Genomic DNA, 20689 nt, shown 5'->3' on the forward strand with positions numbered 1-20689 from the left:
TTCACAAATTTCCATTTTGCGCTAAACTGGCACGCAAGCCCTGATTCCACATGAAGGTCCTCGATTTACAGTGTCCGCATGGCCATCGGTTCGAAGGCTGGTTTGCTTCGGCTGATGACTTCGAGTCGCAGCAGTCCCGCAAGCTCGTCGAATGTCCGATCTGCGGCGCGAACGAAGTGAGCCGTCTGCCGTCGGCGCCCCGACTGAATCTGTCGGGTGCGACCGAAGCGAAAGTCCCTGCGGATACGGGAGAAATGCAGGCGCGCGTCATGCGTGCCTTGCGCGAGGTACTGGAAAAGACTGAGAACGTGGGTGACCGCTTCGCCGAGGAAGCACGGCGCATTCACTACAACGAAGCGCCTGCACGCAATATTCGCGGTGTCACGACACCGGAAGACGCGAAAGCTTTGGTCGAAGAAGGCATCGAAGTGATGCCGTTGCCGGTCCCGGCTGCCTTGAAGGAACCGCTGCAATAGCGCAGTGGCTCACTGGCGGCGGGCGGTTGCGGCCAGGAGACACGACGCATGAATCTGGACTATTCCCCCGCTGACGACGCATTCCGCGCCGACATCTGCGCCTGGCTCGAAGCGAATCTGCCTCGCGAGCTGAGCGACAAAGTACTCAACCACAAGCGTCTGAACCGCGAAGACTTCGCGGGTTGGCACAAGCTGCTCGGCACGCGCGGCTGGTCGGTCGTCGCGTGGCCGAAAGAATACGGCGGCCCGGGCTGGGACGCGACCCAACGGCATATCTGGGACGAAGAGTGCGCGCGTATCGGCGCGCCGTCCGTGCTGCCGTTCGGCGTCTCCATGGTGGCACCCGTGCTGATGAAGTACGGCAATGAGGCGCAGAAACGCCACTATTTGCCGCGCATTCTCGACGGCACGGACTGGTGGTGTCAGGGCTATTCCGAACCGGGCTCCGGTTCCGACCTGGCCTCGCTGCGCACCCGCGCCGAGCGCGTTGGCGATCACTACGTGGTCAACGGCCAGAAAACCTGGACCACGCTCGGCCAGTACGCCGACATGATGTTCTGCCTCGTGCGCACCGATAGCGGCGCGAAGAAACAGGAGGGCATCTCGTTCCTGCTGATCGACATGAAAACGCCCGGTATTACCGTGCGCCCGATCATCACGCTGGACGAAGAGCACGAAGTCAACGAAGTCTTTTTCGAAGACGTGAAAGTGCCGGTCGAGAATCTGGTCGGCGAAGAGAATCGTGGCTGGACCTACGCGAAGTACCTCCTCGGGCACGAGCGCACCGGTATTGCGCGCGTCGGGCAATCGAAGCGCGAACTGGTATTCCTGAAACGCCTCGCGCTGGATCAGAAGAAGAACGGCAAGCCGTTGCTGCAAGATCCTGTATTCGCCGCGAAAGTCGCAAGTCTCGAGATCGAAATGATGGCGCTCGAAGTTACCGTGCAACGTGTGGTCGCCAATGAAACGGGCGGGCGTGGGCCGGGTCCGGAAGCCTCGATGCTCAAGATCAAGGGCACGGAAGTGCAGCAGGCGCTGACTGAGCTGATGTTCGAAGCGGTCGGGCCGCTCGCCGCGCCATTCGACGTGCCATTCCTCGAAGGCGAACGCGAACATAGCCTCGCCGGTGACGATGACGCCGCGCCGCTGGCCGCGTACTACTTCAACTTCCGCAAGACGTCGATTTACGGCGGCTCGAACGAAATTCAAAAGAACATCATCGCGCAGATGATTCTCGGACTCTGAGGAGCGGCGCATGGACTTCACTTTCAACGACGAACAACAGCAATTCGCTGACGCGCTGCGCCGCTACCTTGACAAGAGCTACGGGTTCGAGGCGCGCCAGGCGATCGTGCGAACGGAAGCCGGTGTGTCGGACGCGCACTGGACAGCTTTCACCGAACTGGGCTTGACTGCGTTGCCGGTGCCGGAAGCCCAAGGTGGCTTCAACGGCAGCCCGATCGACATGCTGGTGGTCATGCAGGAGCTCGGGCGCGCTCTGGTGGTCGAGCCGTATTGGGCGACCGCTGTGGGTATCGAGGCGCTGCGGCTGGCGGGCACCGGGCAGGGCGAAGACGCGTTGCTGCTCGAACGTGCGGCCCAGGGCGAGATCAAGCTGGCAGTGGCATTTCACGAGCCGCACGCTCGCTACGATCTGTTCGAGGTCGACACGGTTGCGAACGGTCAAGACAATCAGCAGACGTTGACCGGCACGAAATCGGTTGTGCTGCACGGTGCGCAAGCAGATTACTGGATCGTGCCGGCTCGGCTGAATGGCGAGATCACGCTTTTTGTCGTCGCCCGCGATGCGGCCGGCGTCAAAGTCACCGACTACCGCACAATCGACGGCCAGCGCGCCGCGACGCTCGAGTTCGATGGCACGCCTGCACGCCAGCTCGCCGGCAAACACTCGGGTGCCGCAGCGCTCGAGCACATTGCAGACTACGGCACGGTATTGCTGTGCGCGGAAGCGGTCGGCGCGCTAGACGCACTGAACCATGCAACGGGCGAGTACACCAAGACGCGCCAGCAGTTCGGCCAGCCGATCGCACGTTTCCAGGCGCTACAGCATCGCATGGTCGAGATGTTGATTCACGCCGAGCAGGCGCGTTCGATCACTTATCTCGCGGCCGTGCGTTACACCAGCGCAGACGCCGACGAACGTCGCCGCGCCGTCTCCGCAGCGAAGACGCGGGTCGGGCAGGCCGCCCGTTTCGTCGGTCAGCAGGCGGTGCAGTTGCACGGCGGCATGGGCGTCACGAACGAGGTCGCCGCGGCGCATCTGTTCAAACGCCTTGCTATCATCGAAACCACATTGGGCGATGTCGATCACCATCTCGCGCGCTTCGCCGCGCTGCCCGGTTTTGTCTCGACCGAAGCCTGATCAGCCGGTCGAATCGGATAAGAAAGAGGTGTGCGATGGGTCTGAGTTACGAGGACATGGTAGTCGGCACGACTACAGAAATCGGCAAGCATACTTTCACGCGTGAAGAGATCGTCGAGTTCGCGGAGAAGTTCGATCCGCAGCCATTCCACGTGGACGACGCTGCAGCCGCAGCATCGCCGTTTCGCGGACTGGTCGCAAGCGGCTGGCATACCTGTTCGGTCATGATGGGCATGCTGGTGCGCAACGCGATCGCGGGTTCCACCTCGATGGGCTCGCCCGGTATCGACGAGATTCGCTGGCTGAAGCCGGTACGTGTCGGCGACACGATCACGATGATGAACGCGGTACTCGACAAACGTGTTTCGGAGAGTAAGCCGGATCGCGGCATCGTTTCGACGCAGTGGGAAGGCATCAACCAGCACGGCGAAACCGTGATTACGGTGCGTTCGAAAGGTTTGTTCGGACTGCGCAATCCGGGCGCCGCGTCATGACGGGCGGCAACGCGGTAGCCGCCGTAACGTTTGGAGACGCAGCGGCGTTGCGTGCGTTGATTGGCGCTGAGCCGCTCGTTAGCGACTGGCTGACGGTCGATCAGGCAAGCGTCGATCGTTTCGCTGAGGCCACCGGCGATCATCAGTGGATTCACGTCGACCCCGAACGGGCGCGGCGTGAGTCACCGTTTGGTGGGCCGGTCGCGCATGGGTTCATGACACTGTCGTTGATTCCGGCGTTGCTCGGCAAGACGGTGGCGCTTAAGCAGCGTATGGGCGTCAACTACGGATTGAATCGTGTGCGGTTCACGTCGCCGGTGCTGGTCGGCTCGCAGTTGCGCGCCCGGTTTGCGGTGGAATCCGTTACCGACGTCGACAACGGCGGTGTGCAGGTCGAGTGGAGTGTGACGCTGGAGCGGCAGGGCAGCGAGCGGCCGGTCTGCGTCGCGGAGTTCATTACGCGACACTATTTCTAACCGTTCACAGCCGACCGGGTGGCAAAAAAGCGCGAGTGGCAGTGATGCCGCCTCGCGCTTTTTTATTTCGATGCCTCAACAGATGGCAATGCCGCAGTCGTTGTCAATGCGAACGAGCGCGCCGATGCTATGGATCGGCGGCACGACGACTACCGCTTCGCGTACTGCGTCGCGCCGAACAGCATCTCCTTAGCCTTGTCGTCCATGAGCGGCTTGCGGGCTGACGCCAGCACCTCGACACCGCGTACCACCGCCGGACGCGCGGCAATTTCTTCATGCCACCGCTTCACATTCGGGAGCGTATCCAGCTCGATGCCCTGGTTTTGCCACGAGCGCGTCCACGGAAATGCGGCGATGTCAGCGATCGTGTAGTCGTTGCCGGCCAGATATCGAGTCTTGCCGAGCTGCGTATCCATCACGCCATAGAGACGCCGCGTTTCGTTCGTGTAGCGATTGATTGCGTATTCGATCGGCTCCGGCGCGTAGATGCGGAAATGATGCGTTTGCCCAAGCATCGGACCGATGCCGCCCATCTGGAACATCAGCCACTGCAGGGTGGCATAGCGTGCGGCCGGATCAGTCGGCAGGAATTTGCCGGTTTTCTCCGCCAGATAAATCAGAATGGCACCCGATTCGAATAGCGCGAACGGCTTGCCGTCAGCGTCTTTAGGACCTTCGGAATCGGTGATTGCCGGAATCTTGTTGTTCGGGCTAATCGCGAGGAACTCGGGTTTGAACTGGTCGCCCGCGCCGATATCGACGCCGTGCGCCGTGTACGCGAGGCCCGTTTCCTCGAGCATGATGTGAACCTTATGGCCGTTCGGGGTTGCCCAGCTATAGACGTCGATCATCCTGGCTCCTTCGTTTCGTGAAAGCGGCGCCACAATGGGCGCCGCTGTTGACGAAAATTAGAGCATAGATCGGCCAATGCTGCTGGCGGTGAACCCGCGCGCGGTCGGCTGCCGCCCCGACCTCGATCTCAAACCCGCGTAATCGGCGTTTCCACTTGGGCCGCAGCACCCGCATCCATATAACGCGCCAGTTCGAGCTTTGCGATCGCGTTGCGGTGCACTTCGTCGGGGCCATCGGCGAAGCGCAACGTTCGCGCGTTGGCGTACGCATACGCCAACGGGAAATCGTCGCTGACGCCGCCACCGCCGTGCGCCTGAATCGCCCAGTCGATCACCTGGCATGCCATATTCGGCGCGACCACCTTGATCATGGCGATCTCGCCGCGCGCGCCCTTGTTGCCGACCGTGTCCATCATGTACGCGGTCTTCAACGTCAGCAGGCGCGCCTGTTCGATCATGCAGCGCGCTTCGGCAATGCGCTCCTGCGTGACGCCTTGTGCGGAAACCGGCTTGCCGAAAGCGACGCGTTGCATGGAACGTTTGGCCATGAGTTCGAGCGCGCGCTCGGCGAGACCGATCAGGCGCATGCAGTGATGGATGCGTCCCGGTCCGAGGCGCCCTTGGGCGATTTCGAAGCCGCGCCCTTCGCCAAGCAGCATGTTGCTAGCCGGCACGCGCACGTTTTCGAGCGTGATTTCCATGTGGCCGTGTGGCGCGTCGTCATAGCCGAATACGGTGAGCGGGCGGTGCACGGTGATGCCTGTGGCATCGGCGGGAACGAGGATCATCGACTGCTGTGCATGACGCGGCGCCTCAGGATCGGTCTTGCCCATCACGATGTAGACCTTGCAGCGCGGGTCCCCCGCACCGGATGACCACCACTTGTGGCCATTGATCACGTAGGTGTCGCCATCGCGCACGATGCTCGTCTGGATATTGGTCGCGTCCGACGACGCCACCTCCGGCTCGGTCATCAGGAACGCCGAGCGGATCTGCCCTTGCAGCAGCGGTTCGAGCCATTCGCGCTTGTTGTCGTCGCTGCCGTAGCGCTCGATCGTTTCCATGTTGCCGGTGTCGGGCGCATTGCAGTTGAATACTTCCGGCGCCCAGGGCACACGACCCATGATCTCGCAGAGCGGTGCGTATTCAAGATTTGTCAGACCGGCGCCGCGTACCGATTCAGGCAGGAACAGGTTCCACAAACCCGCGTCGCGCGCTTTCTGTTTCAGTTGTTCGATCAGTTCGGTCGGCAGCCACGCGTTGCCGTTCTGACGGTTGCGCGCGATCTCGGCATAAAACGCCTGCTCATTCGGATAGATGTGCTCGTCGAAGAAGGCGAGCAGTTTCTCGCGCAGCGCCTGCACCTTCGGGGTGTAATCGAAATTCATGTATGACCTCGCGGATGACGAATGACGTTTGTTCAGGAACGCAATCTGGTGCGCCGATTTGCCTAACGTACTTTCTGCGCGTAGCGCCAGGCGAGTTCCGCCATCGGCTTCGCGCGACGGCCGGCATCGAGCGCCTGAGCGCTGGCCGCGGTGCCGTCGACTACACGCTTCATGATCCCTTGCAGGATCGCCGCGATGCGGAACATGTTGTACGCGAGATAGAAATTCCAGTCGCCGTGGATCTCGAAGCCGGTGCGCTTGCAATAGCGCTCGACGTACTGCGCTTCGTCGGGAATGCCGAGGGCCGCCCAGTCTAGGCCCGCAATGCCGCGGAATTGCGCCGGGTCGACGTGCCACGCCATGCAGTGATAGGCGAAATCGGCGAGCGGGTCGCCGAGCGTCGATAGTTCCCAGTCGAGTACGGCCAGTACGCGCGGCTCGGTGGGATGGAAGATCAGGTTGTCGAGCCGGTAGTCGCCATGCACGACCGAGGCGAGCTCGCCCGTTTCCGCCGGCATGTGTTGCGGCAGCCATTCGATCAGACGCTGCATTGCGTCGATCGGTTCGGTTTCTGATGCGACGTACTGTTTGCTCCAACGGCCGATCTGGCGTGCGAAGTAATTGCCCGGTTTGCCGTAGTCGGCAAGACCGATTGCCGTGACGTCGACGCTATGCAGCGCGGCGATCACGCGATTCATTTCGTCGTAAATCGCCGCGCGCTCCGCAGGTGTCATGCCGGGTAGAGACTGGTCCCACAGCACGCGGCCTTCGACGAACTCCATCACGTAAAACGCCCGGCCGATCACACTTTCGTCTTCGCACAAGGCGAGCATGTTCGCGACCGGCACGTCAGTGTCGGCGAGCGCATGCATCACGCGGTATTCGCGTTCGACAGCGTGCGCCGAGGGCAGTAACTTCGCGGCTGGCCCGGGCTTCGCGCGCATCACGTACGAGCGCGACGGCGTGACGAGTTTGAAGGTGGGGTTCGACTGGCCGCCGGCGAATTGCTCCAACGTGAGTGGCCCGGCAAAGCCGTCGACATGCTGGCTTAGCCACGCGGCGAGCGCGTCGCTGTCGAAGCGTTGCCGCTCGTTGACCGGACGCGTGCCCTCGAAGGCCGAGTAATCCGGTTTCTGTTCTGGTTCGCCGGTCTGTGTGCCTTGCACCATGTGTCTCCTCCAGTTCGGGTTCAGCTACGCTTGTATTGAATGAATTGTGCGTAGAGCATTTCCATCGTGGTATTGCGAACGTCGCGATGGAGCGGCGACGGCGGTGAATAGTTGATCTCGCGCAGCACCCAGTCGCGTGGCTCGGCGCCGACGTCGAGCGCGTTGATGCAGCCGGTGGCCTGCGCCAGGTGGCCGAAGAAAGTACGGCCGCCGGCGGTGAGCGCGTGCGACAGAATCGCGCGATTTACGCCGCCGTGCAGTACCATCAGCACGGTGTCCCACGACGTGTCCTCGCGCAACGCCTCCACCGCGGGCAACACGCGGTCGAACAACGCGCCGATGGTTTCGCCGTCGAGAAAGCGTGTGCTCTCCGGCACGATGCCGTCGAACACACCGAGAAATGCCGCTTCGATATCCTGCGGCGGAATGTTGCTGAGCTTGCCGCCGCGAATTTCCTGCCATGCCGGCTCGATGTCGAGCTCGATCTGCTGACCGGTCTCGGCCAATACGCGCTGCGCGGTTTCGACCGTGCGCGGCAAGCCGCTCACGATCACCCGATCGAATCGGACCTGCTGCTCGGCGAATACGCGGCCTGCCGCGCTGGCCTGTTCGCGGCCGTTCGCATTCAACGGCACCGTTTCCGGATCGATCGCGCGGCCGCTGTCGTCGAAGTAGGTTGCGTCGCCGTGACGCATCAGGAAGATGCGGCGGCGTTTGGGGAGTTGATAGTCAGGCATCGTCCCTTCGTTCGCTTATGTTTACTTGTAGACCGGAGCGCGTTTTTCGAGGAAGGCTGAAATGCCTTCGAGACCGTCGCGATGGTGCAGTGAGGCGACGAAGCTGTCGCGTTCAGCGACCAGATGTTCAGCAAGCGGTTGTGCACCGGCCGCGCCGATGAGCCCTTTGATGCGCGCGACCGAATTCGGCGAAATCTTGCCGATCTCGTCGGCCCAGGCGACAGCGGTGTCGCGCACGGCGCCGGTCTTCGCTAGCTTGTTGACGACACCGAGATCGTAGAGACGCGAGGCGCCGATCGGTTTGCCTTCGATCAGCACTTCGGTTGCCAGTTGACGTGGCAGGGCTTGCGCGAGAAACCACGAGCCGCCGCCATCGGGCGTGAGACCGACGCGCGCATACGACATCACGAACTTGGCGTCTTCCGCGGCGACGATCAGATCGCACGCGAGTGCTAATGAAAATCCCGCGCCGGCAGCGGCGCCATCGACGGCGGCGATCACCGGCTTCGACGATAAACGCAGTGCCGAAATCCATTCGCCGAGCAGATCGATGCTTTCGGCCTGCACCGACGGATCTTTCGCGCGGTTTTCCAGCAGACGGTTCAGATTGCCGCCGGCACAAAAGAAGTTGTCGGCGCCGGTAATCACAACAGCGCGGATCGACGGATCGCGCTCCACCGATTCGAGCGCCTCGATGCCCGCGGCGTACATGTCCGGATGCAGCGCATTGCGTGCGCCGGGGTTCGACAGCGTGAGGACCAGCGTCGATTCGCTTTCGGTCGGGCGTGAGGTCAGCAGTTCGGCGCTCATTGTTGGGTCTCCGTTTGAGTGTCGGCAGCGTCGCGCTGCGTCAGCGACAGGCCAAGTTGCGCGCGCCGTGCAAGCCAGGGCGACGGACGATAGCGTGGATCGCCGAGCACGCTGAAGATATTGCGCAGGATGGTAAGGATCGTTTTCGAGCCGAGTGCATCGCCGAGTGCGAGCGGTCCGCGCGGGTAGCCGAGGCCTAGCGTCACTGCGAGGTCGATGTCGTCCGGCGTCGCGATCTGTTTTTGCGCGATGTCGCAGCCGATGTTGACGATGGTCGCCACGACGCGTTGCGCGACGAAGCCGGTCGAATCGCGAATCACGGTGACGGGAACGCCATCCGCGGCAAACAGTGCGTGCGCGGTTTCGCGTGCAGTGCGGCTGGTGGCGGGTGTTGTCATCAGCGTGCGGCGCTGCGCGGCGGCCAGCGGGAAGAGGGCGTCGATAGCGACAACGCGAGTTGCATCGAGGGCTTCGTCGACGGCGGCGGTAGTCGCGTCATGACCGAACGGTGTCACGACGATCAGCGAGTCCGCTGCGGGTGTAGCGCCTTCGTCGAGCTTTACGCCGGCCTTGGCGATGAGTTGCACGACGGCTTGATGCGCCTCCGGATAGCGCTTGCTGACCCACACGCTGTGCGGCAGCTCAGTGGGTGCGGGCGCTTCTGCGGGCACTTGCTGCTTGCCGTCTTCATAGCGATAGAAGCCTTCGCCCGTTTTGCGGCCGATTAATCCGCCCGCAAGCCGGGTGCCCGTGATCGGCGAGGGCGTGAAACGCGGTTCTTCATAGAACTGGTGATAGATCGATTCCATCACCGGATGCGATACATCGAGCGCGGTCAGGTCGAGCAGTTCGAACGGCCCGAGACGAAAGCCTGCCTGCTCACGCATGATGCGATCGATGTCGGCGAAACTCGCCACGCCTTCACCCGCTACGCGCAGGCCTTCGGTATTCATGCCGCGGCCGGCGTGATTGACGATGAAGCCGGGCATGTCTTTCGCGCGCACCGGCGTGTGGCCCATGCGGCGCGCGAGTTCCATCAGCGCGTCGCCGACGGCGGGGTCGCTGCGCAGGCCGTCGATCACTTCGACGACCTTCATCAACGGAACCGGATTGAAGAAGTGATAGCCGGCTACGCGCGACGGATTCGTGCAGCCCGCCGCGATCGCGGTAATCGACAACGACGACGTGTTCGACGCCAGCACGCATCGCCCGCTCACCACCGTTTCGAGTTCGCGAAACAGCGCTTGCTTCACATCGAGCTTTTCGACGATCGCCTCGACGACCAGATCGCAATCGGCCAGATCGCCGACGACCTGCGCGCCGCTCACGTTCGCCAGTGCGGCGAGCGAGCGGGCTTGGTCGAGCTTGCCTTTGGCAGTCAATTTGGCGAAAGTCTCGGCAAGGTAGTCGCGCGCGGCACCGATCGCAGCAGGGTTCGTGTCGTACAGACGCACGGTGAGGCCCGCCAGCGCGGCAATCTGGGCGATGCCACGGCCCATTGCACCGGTTCCGACAATGCCGATAGTCTCGATGCTGAAATTGCGAGAGGTCATTGTGATGCTCGACTCCATGGTTATTTTAGAATAGCACGATCGTGCAATTTACTGGATGATTGATCGAAGGCCGCCGCGTTGATTTTGACGGGCGGTCTCAAACAACCCGAAGAAAGGAGACACCCGATGATCAAGCTGTGCGGTTTCGCGCTCTCTAACTATTACAACAAGGTGAAGTTCGTGCTCCTCGAACACGGCATTCCGTTCGAGGAAGTGTTCGTGCTGCCGAGCCAGGAAGAAACCATGCTCGAGCATTCTCCGCTCGGCAAGGTGCCCTATATCCAGACCGAACACGGCGATCTGTGCGAATCGCAAGGCATCGTCGAGTACCTGGCCGCGCGCTTTCCCGACAAGGCAATTTTCTCCGCGGACCCGTGGGAAGCGGCCAAGGAGCGCGAACTGATCATGTTCGTGGACGTACATCTCGAACTGACCGCGCGCAATCTCTACAAGGAAGCATTCTTCGGTGGCACCGTGACTGACGCGACCAAGGGGCGCGTCGAGAAGCTGCTCGAGCACCACATTGCCGGCTTCAAGCGGATCGCGAAGTTCGGGCCGTATCTGCGCGGCGAACGCTTCAGTGTCGCCGACGCAGCGGGTTTTGTGAGTTTGCCGCTGGTGGGCATGGCGACGCAGACCATCTACGGCCGCGATTTCCTGCTCGATGCTGGCGTGGACTGGAAAAGCTATGTAAAGGCGATCAATGCCCGGCCGGCCGCGCAGCGCGTGACCGACGATCGCAAGGCGTATATCGCGGCCTCGCGCCCGGCTTGAGGCGTGGCGGTGGCGTTGCGGTTGAAATGAACCCGGGCGTGCAACGCACGCATGGGCCGCTGCGCGCGATGGCGAGGAACGTGGGTTCGTTCGCAGCATCGCGCGGGGCGTCCTAGAGCCGCGCCAGCCGGTCGAGCGCCGTAGCGAGGGTGGCTTCCTGTTTGGCAAAGCAGAAGCGCACCACGCCCGATTCATGCGCCTCGTGATAGAACGCCGAAACGGGAATTGCCGCGACACCGATCTCGCCCGTCAGCCATTGCGCAAATTCGGCTTCGGGCAAATCGCTGATTGCCGAATAGTCGACGCACTGAAAGTAGGTGCCCGTGCAAGGCAGCAGCCTGAAGCGTGAATTCGCGAGGCCGGCGCGGAAGTAGTCGCGTTTCTTCTGATAAAACGCGGGGAGATCCAGATACGGCGCCGGATCCTTCATGTATTCCGCGAGGCCGACCTGCATCGGCGTGTTGACCGTGAATACGTTGAACTGGTGCACTTTCCGGAATTCAGCCGTGAGCGCGGCGGGCGCGGCCACGTAGCCGATCTTCCAGCCGGTGACGTGGTAGGTCTTGCCGAAGCTCGACACCACGAAACTGCGCTGCGCCAGTTCCGGATAACGCGCCACGCTCTCGTGCGGTGCGCCGTCGTACACCATGTGTTCGTAGACTTCGTCGGACAGAATCAGTACGTTGGTGCCACGCACGATTTCTTCGAGCTTGCGCATGTCTTCCGCGCGCCAGACCGTACCGGTCGGGTTATGCGGTGTGTTGATCAGCAGGAGCCGCGTTTTCGGCGTGATCGCGGCGGCGAGCTTGTCGAACGGGATTGCGTAGTCAGGTGCGTCGAGCGTGACGAATACCGGCTTGCCGCCGGCCAGTTCGATCGACGGCAGGTAGCTGTCGTAGGTCGGCTCGACCACGATCACTTCGTCGCCCGGATGCACGGTGCAGAGAATCGCGGTCAGCAGCGCCTGGGTGGCGCCTGCCGTCACGGTGATCTCGCTGGTGGCGTCGTAGCGGCGGCCGTACAGGTTCGCGATCTTGTCCGAAATCGCCTGACGCAGCGGCGCGGCGCCCGCCATCGGCGGGTATTGATTGTGGCCGTCGCGCATGGCGTTTGCGACCGCGTCGACAATGCGGGGGTCGCAGCCGAAGTCGGGAAAGCCCTGGCCGAGGTTCACTGCGCCTTTTTCGGCAGCGAGCGCGCTCATCACGGTGAAAATCGTCGTGCCGACGTCCGGCAGGCGGGACGGAAACGAGGGACTCATGGGCGTGTCGTGCGGTGCATTCATGGCGCTGTCCGGAGCGTGGTCGAGTGAGTTGGCGAAAGACGTCGTTCGAAAAGGACGAAGCCTGATTGTAGGGAATCGCGGCCCTGCGTGCGCGCAGTCGGCCCGACGTTGGCCATCCGGCCAGGGGTCATACCGATGCGGGCTCGTCCGCGATTGCCATACAGGCGCTAACGAACGGCGCCGGCTGCGCAATCTGGAAACCGAAGTCACGCGCAATCCGCTTGGCCAGTTTCAGCACCGCGCGGTCTTTCGACACCAGCCAGTCGGCCTGTGCGGCGTGCGCGAGTTCGAGGAATTTCTGGTCGTCGCGGTCTTTGCATTTCGGCAACGGCCTGGCATTTTCCGCGGGTGCAGCGGGTTCGACCAACTGCGCGAGGCGTGCAACGACGGCAAGCGCCGCCGCCTTGTCCACATTGCGATGCACGAATTGCGGGTAGTCGAGCACGTAGGTGAGTTCGGCGAGGCAGCGCGCGTCGATCAGCGCGGCGAGCGCGCCACTTTCGAGCGCGGCGCGAATCGGCCGCGTGTGCGGATCGTCGAACACGAGAATGTCGATCCACACATTGGAATCGAGGACGACGCGCAAAGCGCCGTGTGAGGCATGGGAACCGGGCATTCGTTACAATCTGGCTTTCGTCTTTGACCGCCAGGCACGGCGTGCCTGCAAGCCTCTATGATAATCGTTCTGTCGCCGGCGAAATCGCTCGACTACGAAACCCCTCCGCACGTCAAAAAGCACACGATCCCCGATTTCGTCGACGATGCGGCCGAATTGATCGGCGGATTGCGTCTTTTGTCGCCGCAGCAGATCGGTTCGCTGATGAGCATTTCCGACCAGCTCGCGCACCTCAATTTCCAACGGTACGCGCAATGGTCGCCCAGTTTCGGCACGCACAACGCCAAGCAGGCCGTGCTCGCGTTCAACGGCGATGTGTATGAAGGCTTCAATGCCAGGACGTTGTCGTCGGCCGATCTGGATTACGCGCAGAATCACGTGCGCGTGCTTTCCGGCCTGTACGGATTGCTGCGCCCACTTGATCTGCTGCAACCGTACCGCCTCGAAATGGGGACGCGCTTTGCCAATACGCGCGGCAAGGATCTGTACGCGTTCTGGGGCGAACGGATCACGCAGGCTTTGAACGCACAATTGAAGAAGCGCGCTGCCGCCTCGCGCGTGCTGGTCAACTGCGCGTCGGGTGAGTACTTCAAGTCGGTCAAACCCAAGGTGCTCGAAGCGCCGATCATCACGCCGGTGTTCGAAGACTGGAAGGGCGGCCGCTACAAGATCATCAGTTTTCACGCAAAGCGCGCGCGCGGCCTGATGGCGCGCTACGCGGTCGAAAACCGTCTCGACAAGCCCGAGCAACTGAAGTCCTTCAACGTCGAAGGCTATGCGTTCGACGCCGAAGCCTCGAACGATTCCACCTACGTATTCCGCCGCCGCATCGCTGACTGAGCGATTGCCGCGCACACAAGCAGGGAAGAACATCATGACGTTATCGATTACGAGCAACTTCGACGCGGGCGCGATCGAAGTGCTGGCCTGTGAAGACGCCGGCAACATCCGTTTGCGCGTGCGGCCCGACAGTCACGCCGAGTTCGCGCAATGGTTTTACTTCCGGTTGTCCGGCGCGGCCGGCGAGCGCTGCGTAATGACCTTCGAAAATGCTGCAGCGTGCGCGTTCGCCGAAGGCTGGCGCGACTACCAGGCGGTAGCAAGCTATGACCGCGTGAACTGGTTCCGCGTGCCGACTTCCTACGACGGCCGCGTGTTGACGATCGACCACACGCCGGATTTCGACCGTATTTACTACGCTTATTTCGAGCCGTATAGCGAGGAACGTCACTCGGAGTTTCTCGGCGCGATTCAGCAGATGCCGCAGGCCACGCTCACGGAGTTGGGCAAGACCGTCGAAGGCCGGCCGATGTCGCTGCTGACGCTTGGCACGCCGCAAACCGGCGACACACCCAAGAAGAAGATCTGGCTGATCGCGCGTCAGCATCCTGGCGAGACGATGGCCGAATGGTTTATCGAAGGTCTCGTCAAGCGTCTCGCGGGTTGGGGCGATTGGGCGGGCGATCCGGTGGCGCGCAAGCTTTACGACCACGCAGTGTTCTACATCGTGCCGAACATGAATCCGGACGGCAGCGTGCACGGCAATCTGCGCACCAACGCGACGGGCGCGAACCTGAACCGCGAATGGATGGAGCCGGACGCCGCGCGCAGTCCCGAGGTGCTCGTGGTGCGTGATGCGATTCACGCGACCGGTTGTGACCTCTTTTTCGATATCCACGGCGACGAGGCGCTGCCGTATGTGTTCGTGGCCGGCTCCGAAATGCTGCCGGGTTTCACCGAGCGGCAGGGCGAGGAGCAGAAAGCGTTCATCGAAGCATTCAAGCATGCGAGCCCGGATTTCCAGGACAAGTACGGCTACGCCGCGAGCAAGTATCGTGAGGACGCGCTCAAGCTGGCTTCGAAGTACATCGGAAACGAATTCGGCTGCCTGTCGTTGACGCTGGAGATGCCGTTCAAGGACAACGCCAATCTGCCGGATGAGCGGGTGGGTTGGAACGGTGAACGTAGCGCGTCGCTGGGCGCCGCCATGCTGCAGGCTATTTTGCGACACGTGGAGACGTTCGCGTAACTGGACGCCGCATAGAGAAACGGGGCACACACTCTGGAAGTGTGTGCCCCGTTTTTTTGCTGGGTGCGAGCCCGGTCAGTAGTGCGGACTCGTTGACGCGGCCTTCGCTCTTGTCCGCTATTGAGTCTTCTTCGCTGGGGACTTCTTCGCAGTCGTTTTACCCGAAGACTTGCTGGAAGTTGCTCGCGAAGATTTTCCCGAGCTTGCCTTCGAGGACTTGCCGGTCGCTTTCTTCGTAGTTTTGCCGCCGGCGGAGTGCTTGCCCTTCACATTCTTGTGCTTGCCCGAGGACACTCGCGATCCCGTTGACCCGGTGCTGTGCGCACGGGCCGGCGGTACCGGATCGTTCCAACTGAACGCCAGCATCTGGGCGCCCACATAGCCGCAACGGAATTTGAGATCGGCTGGATCTCCACCGCCGCTCTGGCGGATACCGAGACCCTCGACGGTAACGATGTTGTCCACCTTGACGCGCTGCTTGCCCTCGTCGAACGAATCGTTCCAGGGCGTGACCGCGGCATGCGCGCTATCGAAGGAGCTGGGTGGAAATTCGACATGGTCGAAGGCGGTCGATGTGCTCGCAACAAAAGTGCCATGGGCAGCGCAGTCCGCGACTAGCGGGTCCGCATGCATGTCATTGACAAATTTGTTGACGAGATCGTTGTGCTGTTCGAGTTGATCGGCGTATGCGGGAGCAGAGCAAATGAGCGAGAGACTCGCTGCAAATGTTGCTAACCGGCCGACCAACCGCAGCAATCGGCGCGGTACGTTGGTGCGATCCATCTAGTTCGTTAGACGCTAATAAGACATGAGGCACGTAAGATGCCTGGCGAGAGGGATGAGTTCAATCCTGACACAAATATTTTGTCCTGTCGTGGTGCGTGGACTCAGGCGCTTTATGTGCCGGGATGGCAGATTGCCGTCGATACGTGCTCGATGCCGCGCTCGTGTCAGGTGCGTGGCCCGCCCAAGCGATACCGACGCACATCATAAGTGGTAACCCACGCCGGGCGGTAGACCGCGATCAATGCCGTCGACATGCCCGTGAACCAGGCTTCGCCAGTGGCGAGCAGAAGCACGCTGAACGCGTAGCCGACCGGCACCACGGTCATCGAACCGTCTGCGAGTGTGATGTGAACGCCGAGCGCCGCGGCCGCGGTAAGCGACACGGCAATGGCGGGTGAAACAAAACCCTGGCCGAAGATGAACATGAAGAGGTTGCGCGGCAGCCAGGCGATGCTGGCGCGCTGGATGAGGGTGGAGATACCGACAGGCAACGCACCGAACACGAGGAAGGTCAGCGCAATACCCTGCCAGGGGGCGTCGAAGACGACAGCGGCGAGACCGGTGACGATCGCCATTGCGATCAGCGCCAGCGCCCAATCGAATAATGTGACGACCAGCGTGGCACCGAGCAGATGCATGACCGTACCGTCGTCGAGCCACGCGTTGCTCGCCCACAGCACGGACACCGCAACGATGATCGCGAGCCAGACATGCTGGAGTGTGCCGTCTTGAAGTCGTTTGAAAGGATTTTTCCACAGCGCGAGCGCGACCACTATCGCAGTGGCGATCCAGCCACCGACAGCGACCCAGAACGGAAGCGGTGTGTAGAGGAAACCCATGTATTCCATATTACTCGTTGGACGAGAAAAGGTGTGAGCGGATTCCATGCCAGCCGGCGCGAACGCTGTGAGAAAACGCGCGTTTCGATTCTGGCGCGCGCGCCGGCTGACGTTATGCCGAACCCTGCGTGACCTGTTCCGCCGTCAATTCGGCGGGCGCATCGCCGTACGGCGTGGTCGGTTCGGCCGCCATTGGCAGCGCGTCGGCCGTGTCGTTCGCGGGCAACGGATACTGGAAGCGCCGCAGGGTGCGGCGCCGCAATGGCACCACTCCGGCTTGCCCCATTACCGGACGAACTTGACCTCCTCCATCGTTGCGCAGTACTTGCAAATGAGCCGACAGCCAGCCGTTGTACAGCGCGACTGCGGCGGCGCGGTTAGGCGCTCCGAGTTGCTGAAATATGCTGGTCAGATGGATCTTGACGGTGCCTTCACTGATGCCGAGCGTGCGCGCGATCATCTTGTTAGTGCTGCCCATGTGGACGCAGCGCATGATCTGCTCCTGGCGGGGCGACAGGCCGTTGGAAAGTTTGGCCCGGCGCGGTGGTGGACTCTTTTCATCGAACGGTCGGATGGTGGCATCCGGCGGTAGAGGAGGATTGAGCGCCAACGCGCCGGGCGGCACATAGTGACCGCCCAGCAGAACCATCTCGAAAGCGCGCACGATCAGGCATGGGTCGGTTTCGCGCGGAATCACGCCGAGCACACCTTCGTCCATGAGGTCCCGTACGACAGTTGGAGAGACCTTGTCGGTCAGCACTGCAATGCGCAGGTCCGGGTAGTGGCTGAGCAGATGACGGGTGTCGTCAACCGACATCCAGTCCTGCCAGTCGATCACGAGCAGGTCGGGCAGCAGACGCTTGAGCGTACGCTCAACCTGACGCCAATCCTGTGCTTCGTTAAAGCGCGCTAGCCGGTCGATTTGCCGCAGCAGTGCTTTGAGTCCATCGCGTCGTTCCGCGTCTGTGTTGAGTATTGAGAATCGCATGCCGTGTCTCCAGATGAATCGGGCGAAGTGGCGCGATGCGCGCGGGCCGGCGAAGGTGCCGGGCGCATTGCGATGCACCACCGGCACTATGATGACAAATTCCCTTCGGTTTGACCCCCTGTCCAAAAGGCATAGGAGGAATGACATAAAAAAAGCCCCGCGCGTGGCGGGGCTTTTTGATGTCGACTGCGGCGCAATGACGCCGACGCTGGCGGCTCAGTGGAAATGCGGTTGCGCGGGCTCCGCGTCCTCCGGCATTTCGGCGTGGACGATTTCGCCGAGCGGGTCCGCATAGAGCGGCACACCGCAGTCATCGCAATATTCCGGCTCGAAGCGGCCCGAGTGGCGGCGCACGTCTGTCACGCCGGTTTCCTTGAGCAATGCGACGATTTCTTCGAGCGGGTCATCCGACGCAGCAGTCTCTTGCGGTTCTTCATCGATGCCGGGCTCACCGTTCTCGCGGCCGTAAAGCGGCCATACAACGCCGTAGATCACATCATTGCTGCCGCGGCGTGTGAAGCCGACGCGGTATTCGTCGATACGGCGCTCGCCGAAGCCTGCGACAACCGCGCGCAATTCCTGTGGCGCCGCGCCGATCGTGTCGAACAGGTAGCGCACGGCAGTGCGTACCGTATGCGGGCGCACCCGTTCGTCGGCGTCGCGGCAGGCCGAATAATAGGCATCCGGCAGCAGACACTCGAACTCACATCCGGGCAGCACCAGCGACAGATTGGCGCCGCCTTGCGTTGCCCATTGTTCGAGGCATTGACCACGCTCAATCCGGCTGCCGTTTTCTTCTTCCTGCCAGCGAAACGCCGGCTCGCCCACCGGCGCCGCGACCACAGCCAGCAGAAAGCGCGGGTCGGCCAGGATGGGCGAGGTTTCCGGCAGTTCGCCGAAATTGAGTTTGACGTTGCCACCCGCCATGGCTGCTTGAGCGAGTTGCTGGGCGATACGCCAGGTCTCGACGTGGTGACGCGGCAGCTGGTCGATGCTGTACAGGAACGGCACCATGGCCACACGCGTATTGGCCGCGAGCACGTGCGCCTGCAGGTGCGCGCGCAGCGCGTCGGCCGCGTCCACTTTGAGCGGGCCGGAAGGAATCATGTAGCGAGTCCAGGCCAGCACGGGCGCGGCAATCAGCAGCGCTTCATAAGGAGCGCCCTCATGGTCGATGATGAACGACTCGCTGTGCGTTTCCGCCATGTCGGCGAGTGCGCCGTAAGCATCGGGATGATTCTGCTGCAGATGATCGAGTGCGGCGTCCAGCGTAGTCTGGTTGGCGTTACGGACGATCTTGGTCAGCAGCGCATCGAGCTTCGCTTCCCAGAAGCGGTCTTCGGTGCGGCTGCCCGACGCGAAAAGCGCGAGCGAGAGACCGACAAGCTTGTCGGCATCGGGGGGGAGACGTTTGGCGATTCGCGAGCGCATAAATCCGGAAATTGGGAGGCACAGAACCTTATATTCTAGTCTTTTCTATGCCGCCATATTATTTGCCTGACTATGCCGGATGGATTGGGACGTTTCCACATTAAAAATAAGCCCGTTGCAGGGGGCGCCGGATGCGTTGCGCGGCGTCCTGGCCGGATGATATAAGACATGCCCAGGGGCGCGGCCCACTTCTATACTGACCACCGTCGGTCGGCGCCTGGCAAGCGTATGTCTATTCGTCGCTGTGGTCTGGCACAACAGGAGATTCATAGTGAAATCGGACCAACTGATTGAACGTCTCGCCGCAGTGTTCGCGTTGATCATATTGGTAGGTGGCTCCCTGCTGGTGCTTGCGCCTTTTACGACCGCGCTGTTGTGGGGCGCCATTCTCAGTTATAGCTCGTGGGGCTTGTACCGGCGGCTCACTGCGGCAGTCGGTGGGCGCCGAAAGCTCGCCGCGACGTTGATCGTGCTCATCATCCTGATTGTGGTGCTCGGTCCGTTCGTCTATGCGGGCTTTGCCTTTGGCGCGCACGTTCACGACATCGTCGCGTTGGTACAAAGGCTCTTCGAGGCTGGCTTGCCGGATTTGCCGCCGTGGGTCGGACGAATCCCGCTGGTTGGCTCGAACATCGAGACGTTCTGGGCGAATGTAACGAGTAGCAACTCTGAACTGATCGCGCAAATGCGTGCGCTGGCGGCGCCGGCCGGCAAGTGGATTCTGGCGGCTGCGATTGCCGTTACGCATGGTTTGGGTTTGCTCGCGCTGAGCATCGTGCTCGCGTTCTTCTTCTACACCGGAGGGGAGGGCGCGGCGGCCTGGTTGAGGGCGGGCATGCGCCGCATCGCCGGCGAACGCGCTGATTACTTGCTGGCGCTGGCGGGCAGTACGGTGAAGGGCGTGGTCTACGGGATTCTCGGCACGGCGCTTGTGCAAGGCATTCTTGCCGGCTTCGGTTGCTGGATTGCGGGCGTCCCGGCGCCGGCGCTGCTCGGGCTGGCGACGTTCTTCCTGTCGGTGATACCGGGCGGCCCGGTGGTCGTCTGGTTGCCTGCGGCAATCTGGCTGTATCACGGCGACTCAACTGGCTGGGCGATCTTTCTGGTCGTGTGGGGCGTGTTGGTCGTCGGCATGTCCGACAACGTCATCAAGCCGATCCTGATCGGCAAGAGTAGTGATATGCCGCTGATCCTGGTGATGCTGGGTATTCTGGGCGGGGCGTTTGCCTTTGGCTTCCTCGGTGTGTTCATCGGCCCGACGTTGCTGGCGGTTGCTTATACCGTGCTGCACGATTGGACGATCGGTGCCCCAGTAGTGGACGCTCTGGCGCCCGACATGAAAGTGCCGGTTGTCGATGAGCCGGGGCGCATAGAAAAGGCGCCTTGAAATAAATTCCAGATATGGCTTGCAAGGGGCCGTGCGGCTCGCTAGAATCTCGCTCTTTCGTGCTTCGGACAGCGGGGCACGGGAAGCGGGAGAGCCAGCAGTGGCAAGGCTTTGCGCGAAGTGGGCAGGTTCAGGAAGTTAGAAAAACCTGTTGACGGCGTAGCGAAAGTTCTTCATAATCTCGTTTCTCTGCTGCTGATGCAGCGACGCAGAACGA

At 61.9% G+C, this 20689-nt stretch carries 21 protein-coding genes; 9 read left to right on the forward strand and 12 right to left on the reverse strand.

Features of this window, described 5'->3' with window-relative positions; genetic code table 11:
• Nucleotides 1-50: 50 nt before the first annotated feature.
• Genes BM438_RS25580 through BM438_RS25600 form a run of 5 tightly spaced genes read left to right on the forward strand, consistent with a single transcriptional unit; the run spans nt 51 to nt 3829 of the window.
• A complete protein-coding gene (locus tag BM438_RS25580) occupies nt 51-476 on the forward strand; it encodes a DUF1178 family protein (protein ID WP_093639658.1) in 426 nt (141 codons plus the stop codon).
• Between the two features lie 48 nt (nt 477-524).
• Nucleotides 525-1721, forward strand: coding sequence for an acyl-CoA dehydrogenase family protein (locus tag BM438_RS25585; protein WP_093639661.1), 1197 nt, complete (start codon nt 525-527; stop codon nt 1719-1721).
• Nucleotides 1722-1731: 10 nt separating this feature from the next.
• Entirely contained in the window at nt 1732-2859 is a 1128-nt protein-coding gene (locus BM438_RS25590) for an acyl-CoA dehydrogenase family protein (RefSeq protein WP_093639664.1), read from the forward strand.
• 35 nt (nt 2860-2894) lie between these two features.
• Entirely contained in the window at nt 2895-3353 is a 459-nt protein-coding gene (locus BM438_RS25595; protein WP_093639668.1) for a MaoC family dehydratase, read from the forward strand.
• Nucleotides 3350-3829, forward strand: a complete 480-nt coding sequence (locus BM438_RS25600; RefSeq protein ID WP_093639671.1) for a MaoC family dehydratase — start codon at nt 3350-3352, stop codon at nt 3827-3829. Before BM438_RS25595 ends, BM438_RS25600 begins: the two co-directional genes overlap by 4 nt.
• A 149-nt stretch (nt 3830-3978) precedes the next feature.
• On the opposite strand, the gene BM438_RS25605 is transcribed toward BM438_RS25600, so the two are convergent.
• From BM438_RS25605 to BM438_RS25630, 6 genes are all read right to left on the reverse strand, one after another.
• Nucleotides 3979-4680: a glutathione binding-like protein gene (locus tag BM438_RS25605; RefSeq protein ID WP_093639674.1), complete on the reverse strand. Its 702-nt coding sequence runs from the start codon at nt 4678-4680 to the stop codon at nt 3979-3981.
• Between the two features lie 128 nt (nt 4681-4808).
• Entirely contained in the window at nt 4809-6068 is a 1260-nt protein-coding gene (locus tag BM438_RS25610) for an acyl-CoA dehydrogenase family protein (RefSeq protein WP_093639678.1), read from the reverse strand.
• Nucleotides 6069-6130: 62 nt separating this feature from the next.
• A complete protein-coding gene (locus BM438_RS25615; RefSeq protein WP_093639681.1) occupies nt 6131-7237 on the reverse strand; it encodes a phosphotransferase in 1107 nt (368 codons plus the stop codon).
• Nucleotides 7238-7257: 20 nt separating this feature from the next.
• Nucleotides 7258-7974, reverse strand: coding sequence for a histidine phosphatase family protein (locus BM438_RS25620; RefSeq protein WP_093639685.1), 717 nt, complete (start codon nt 7972-7974; stop codon nt 7258-7260).
• Nucleotides 7975-7995: 21 nt separating this feature from the next.
• Nucleotides 7996-8784, reverse strand: a complete 789-nt coding sequence (locus tag BM438_RS25625; protein ID WP_093639688.1) for an oxepin-CoA hydrolase, alternative type — start codon at nt 8782-8784, stop codon at nt 7996-7998.
• Complete coding sequence (locus BM438_RS25630; protein ID WP_093639691.1) at nt 8781-10337, reverse strand: 3-hydroxyacyl-CoA dehydrogenase; 1557 nt, start codon at nt 10335-10337, stop codon at nt 8781-8783. The genes BM438_RS25625 and BM438_RS25630 overlap by 4 nt, the downstream gene beginning before the upstream one ends.
• 126 nt (nt 10338-10463) lie before the next feature.
• On the opposite strand from BM438_RS25630, the gene BM438_RS25635 reads away from it, so the two are divergent.
• On the forward strand, nt 10464-11111 hold the full coding sequence (locus BM438_RS25635) for a glutathione S-transferase family protein (protein WP_093639694.1): 648 nt from the start codon (nt 10464-10466) through the stop codon (nt 11109-11111).
• A gap of 112 nt (nt 11112-11223) precedes the next feature.
• Here BM438_RS25635 and BM438_RS25640 read toward each other — a convergent pair whose 3' ends face one another.
• Complete coding sequence (locus BM438_RS25640; RefSeq protein WP_093639697.1) at nt 11224-12396, reverse strand: pyridoxal phosphate-dependent aminotransferase; 1173 nt, start codon at nt 12394-12396, stop codon at nt 11224-11226.
• A gap of 127 nt (nt 12397-12523) precedes the next feature.
• The gene (locus BM438_RS25645; protein ID WP_093639700.1) at nt 12524-13012 is read right to left on the reverse strand and encodes a putative toxin-antitoxin system toxin component, PIN family; all 489 of its coding nucleotides are present in this window, start codon (nt 13010-13012) and stop codon (nt 12524-12526) included.
• 57 nt (nt 13013-13069) lie between these two features.
• Between BM438_RS25645 and yaaA the strand changes: the two genes are divergently transcribed.
• The gene (gene yaaA / locus BM438_RS25650) at nt 13070-13852 is read left to right on the forward strand and encodes a peroxide stress protein YaaA (RefSeq protein ID WP_093639703.1); all 783 of its coding nucleotides are present in this window, start codon (nt 13070-13072) and stop codon (nt 13850-13852) included.
• A 34-nt stretch (nt 13853-13886) separates the two neighbouring features.
• Complete coding sequence (locus BM438_RS25655; protein ID WP_093639706.1) at nt 13887-15041, forward strand: M14 family metallopeptidase; 1155 nt, start codon at nt 13887-13889, stop codon at nt 15039-15041.
• A 117-nt stretch (nt 15042-15158) separates the two neighbouring features.
• On the opposite strand, the gene BM438_RS25660 is transcribed toward BM438_RS25655, so the two are convergent.
• The 4 genes from BM438_RS25660 to BM438_RS25675 all read right to left on the reverse strand — a co-directional run bounded on the left by BM438_RS25660 (nt 15159) and on the right by BM438_RS25675 (nt 19085).
• A complete protein-coding gene (locus BM438_RS25660; protein ID WP_093639710.1) occupies nt 15159-15824 on the reverse strand; it encodes a BspC domain-containing protein in 666 nt (221 codons plus the stop codon).
• Between the two features lie 167 nt (nt 15825-15991).
• Nucleotides 15992-16666, reverse strand: a complete 675-nt coding sequence (locus BM438_RS25665) for an energy-coupling factor ABC transporter permease (RefSeq protein WP_093639753.1) — start codon at nt 16664-16666, stop codon at nt 15992-15994.
• A gap of 112 nt (nt 16667-16778) precedes the next feature.
• The gene (locus BM438_RS25670; protein ID WP_093639756.1) at nt 16779-17654 is read right to left on the reverse strand and encodes a response regulator transcription factor; all 876 of its coding nucleotides are present in this window, start codon (nt 17652-17654) and stop codon (nt 16779-16781) included.
• 216 nt (nt 17655-17870) lie between these two features.
• The gene (locus BM438_RS25675; protein WP_054034941.1) at nt 17871-19085 is read right to left on the reverse strand and encodes a DUF2863 family protein; all 1215 of its coding nucleotides are present in this window, start codon (nt 19083-19085) and stop codon (nt 17871-17873) included.
• Nucleotides 19086-19356: 271 nt separating this feature from the next.
• Here BM438_RS25675 and BM438_RS25680 point away from each other — a divergent pair, with 271 nt between their 5' ends.
• On the forward strand, nt 19357-20472 hold the full coding sequence (locus tag BM438_RS25680; protein ID WP_200655444.1) for an AI-2E family transporter: 1116 nt from the start codon (nt 19357-19359) through the stop codon (nt 20470-20472).
• Nucleotides 20473-20689: the final 217 nt, after the last annotated feature.

This window comes from Paraburkholderia aspalathi (assembly GCF_900116445.1).
Taxonomy (GTDB): Bacteria; Pseudomonadota; Gammaproteobacteria; order Burkholderiales; family Burkholderiaceae; genus Paraburkholderia; species Paraburkholderia aspalathi.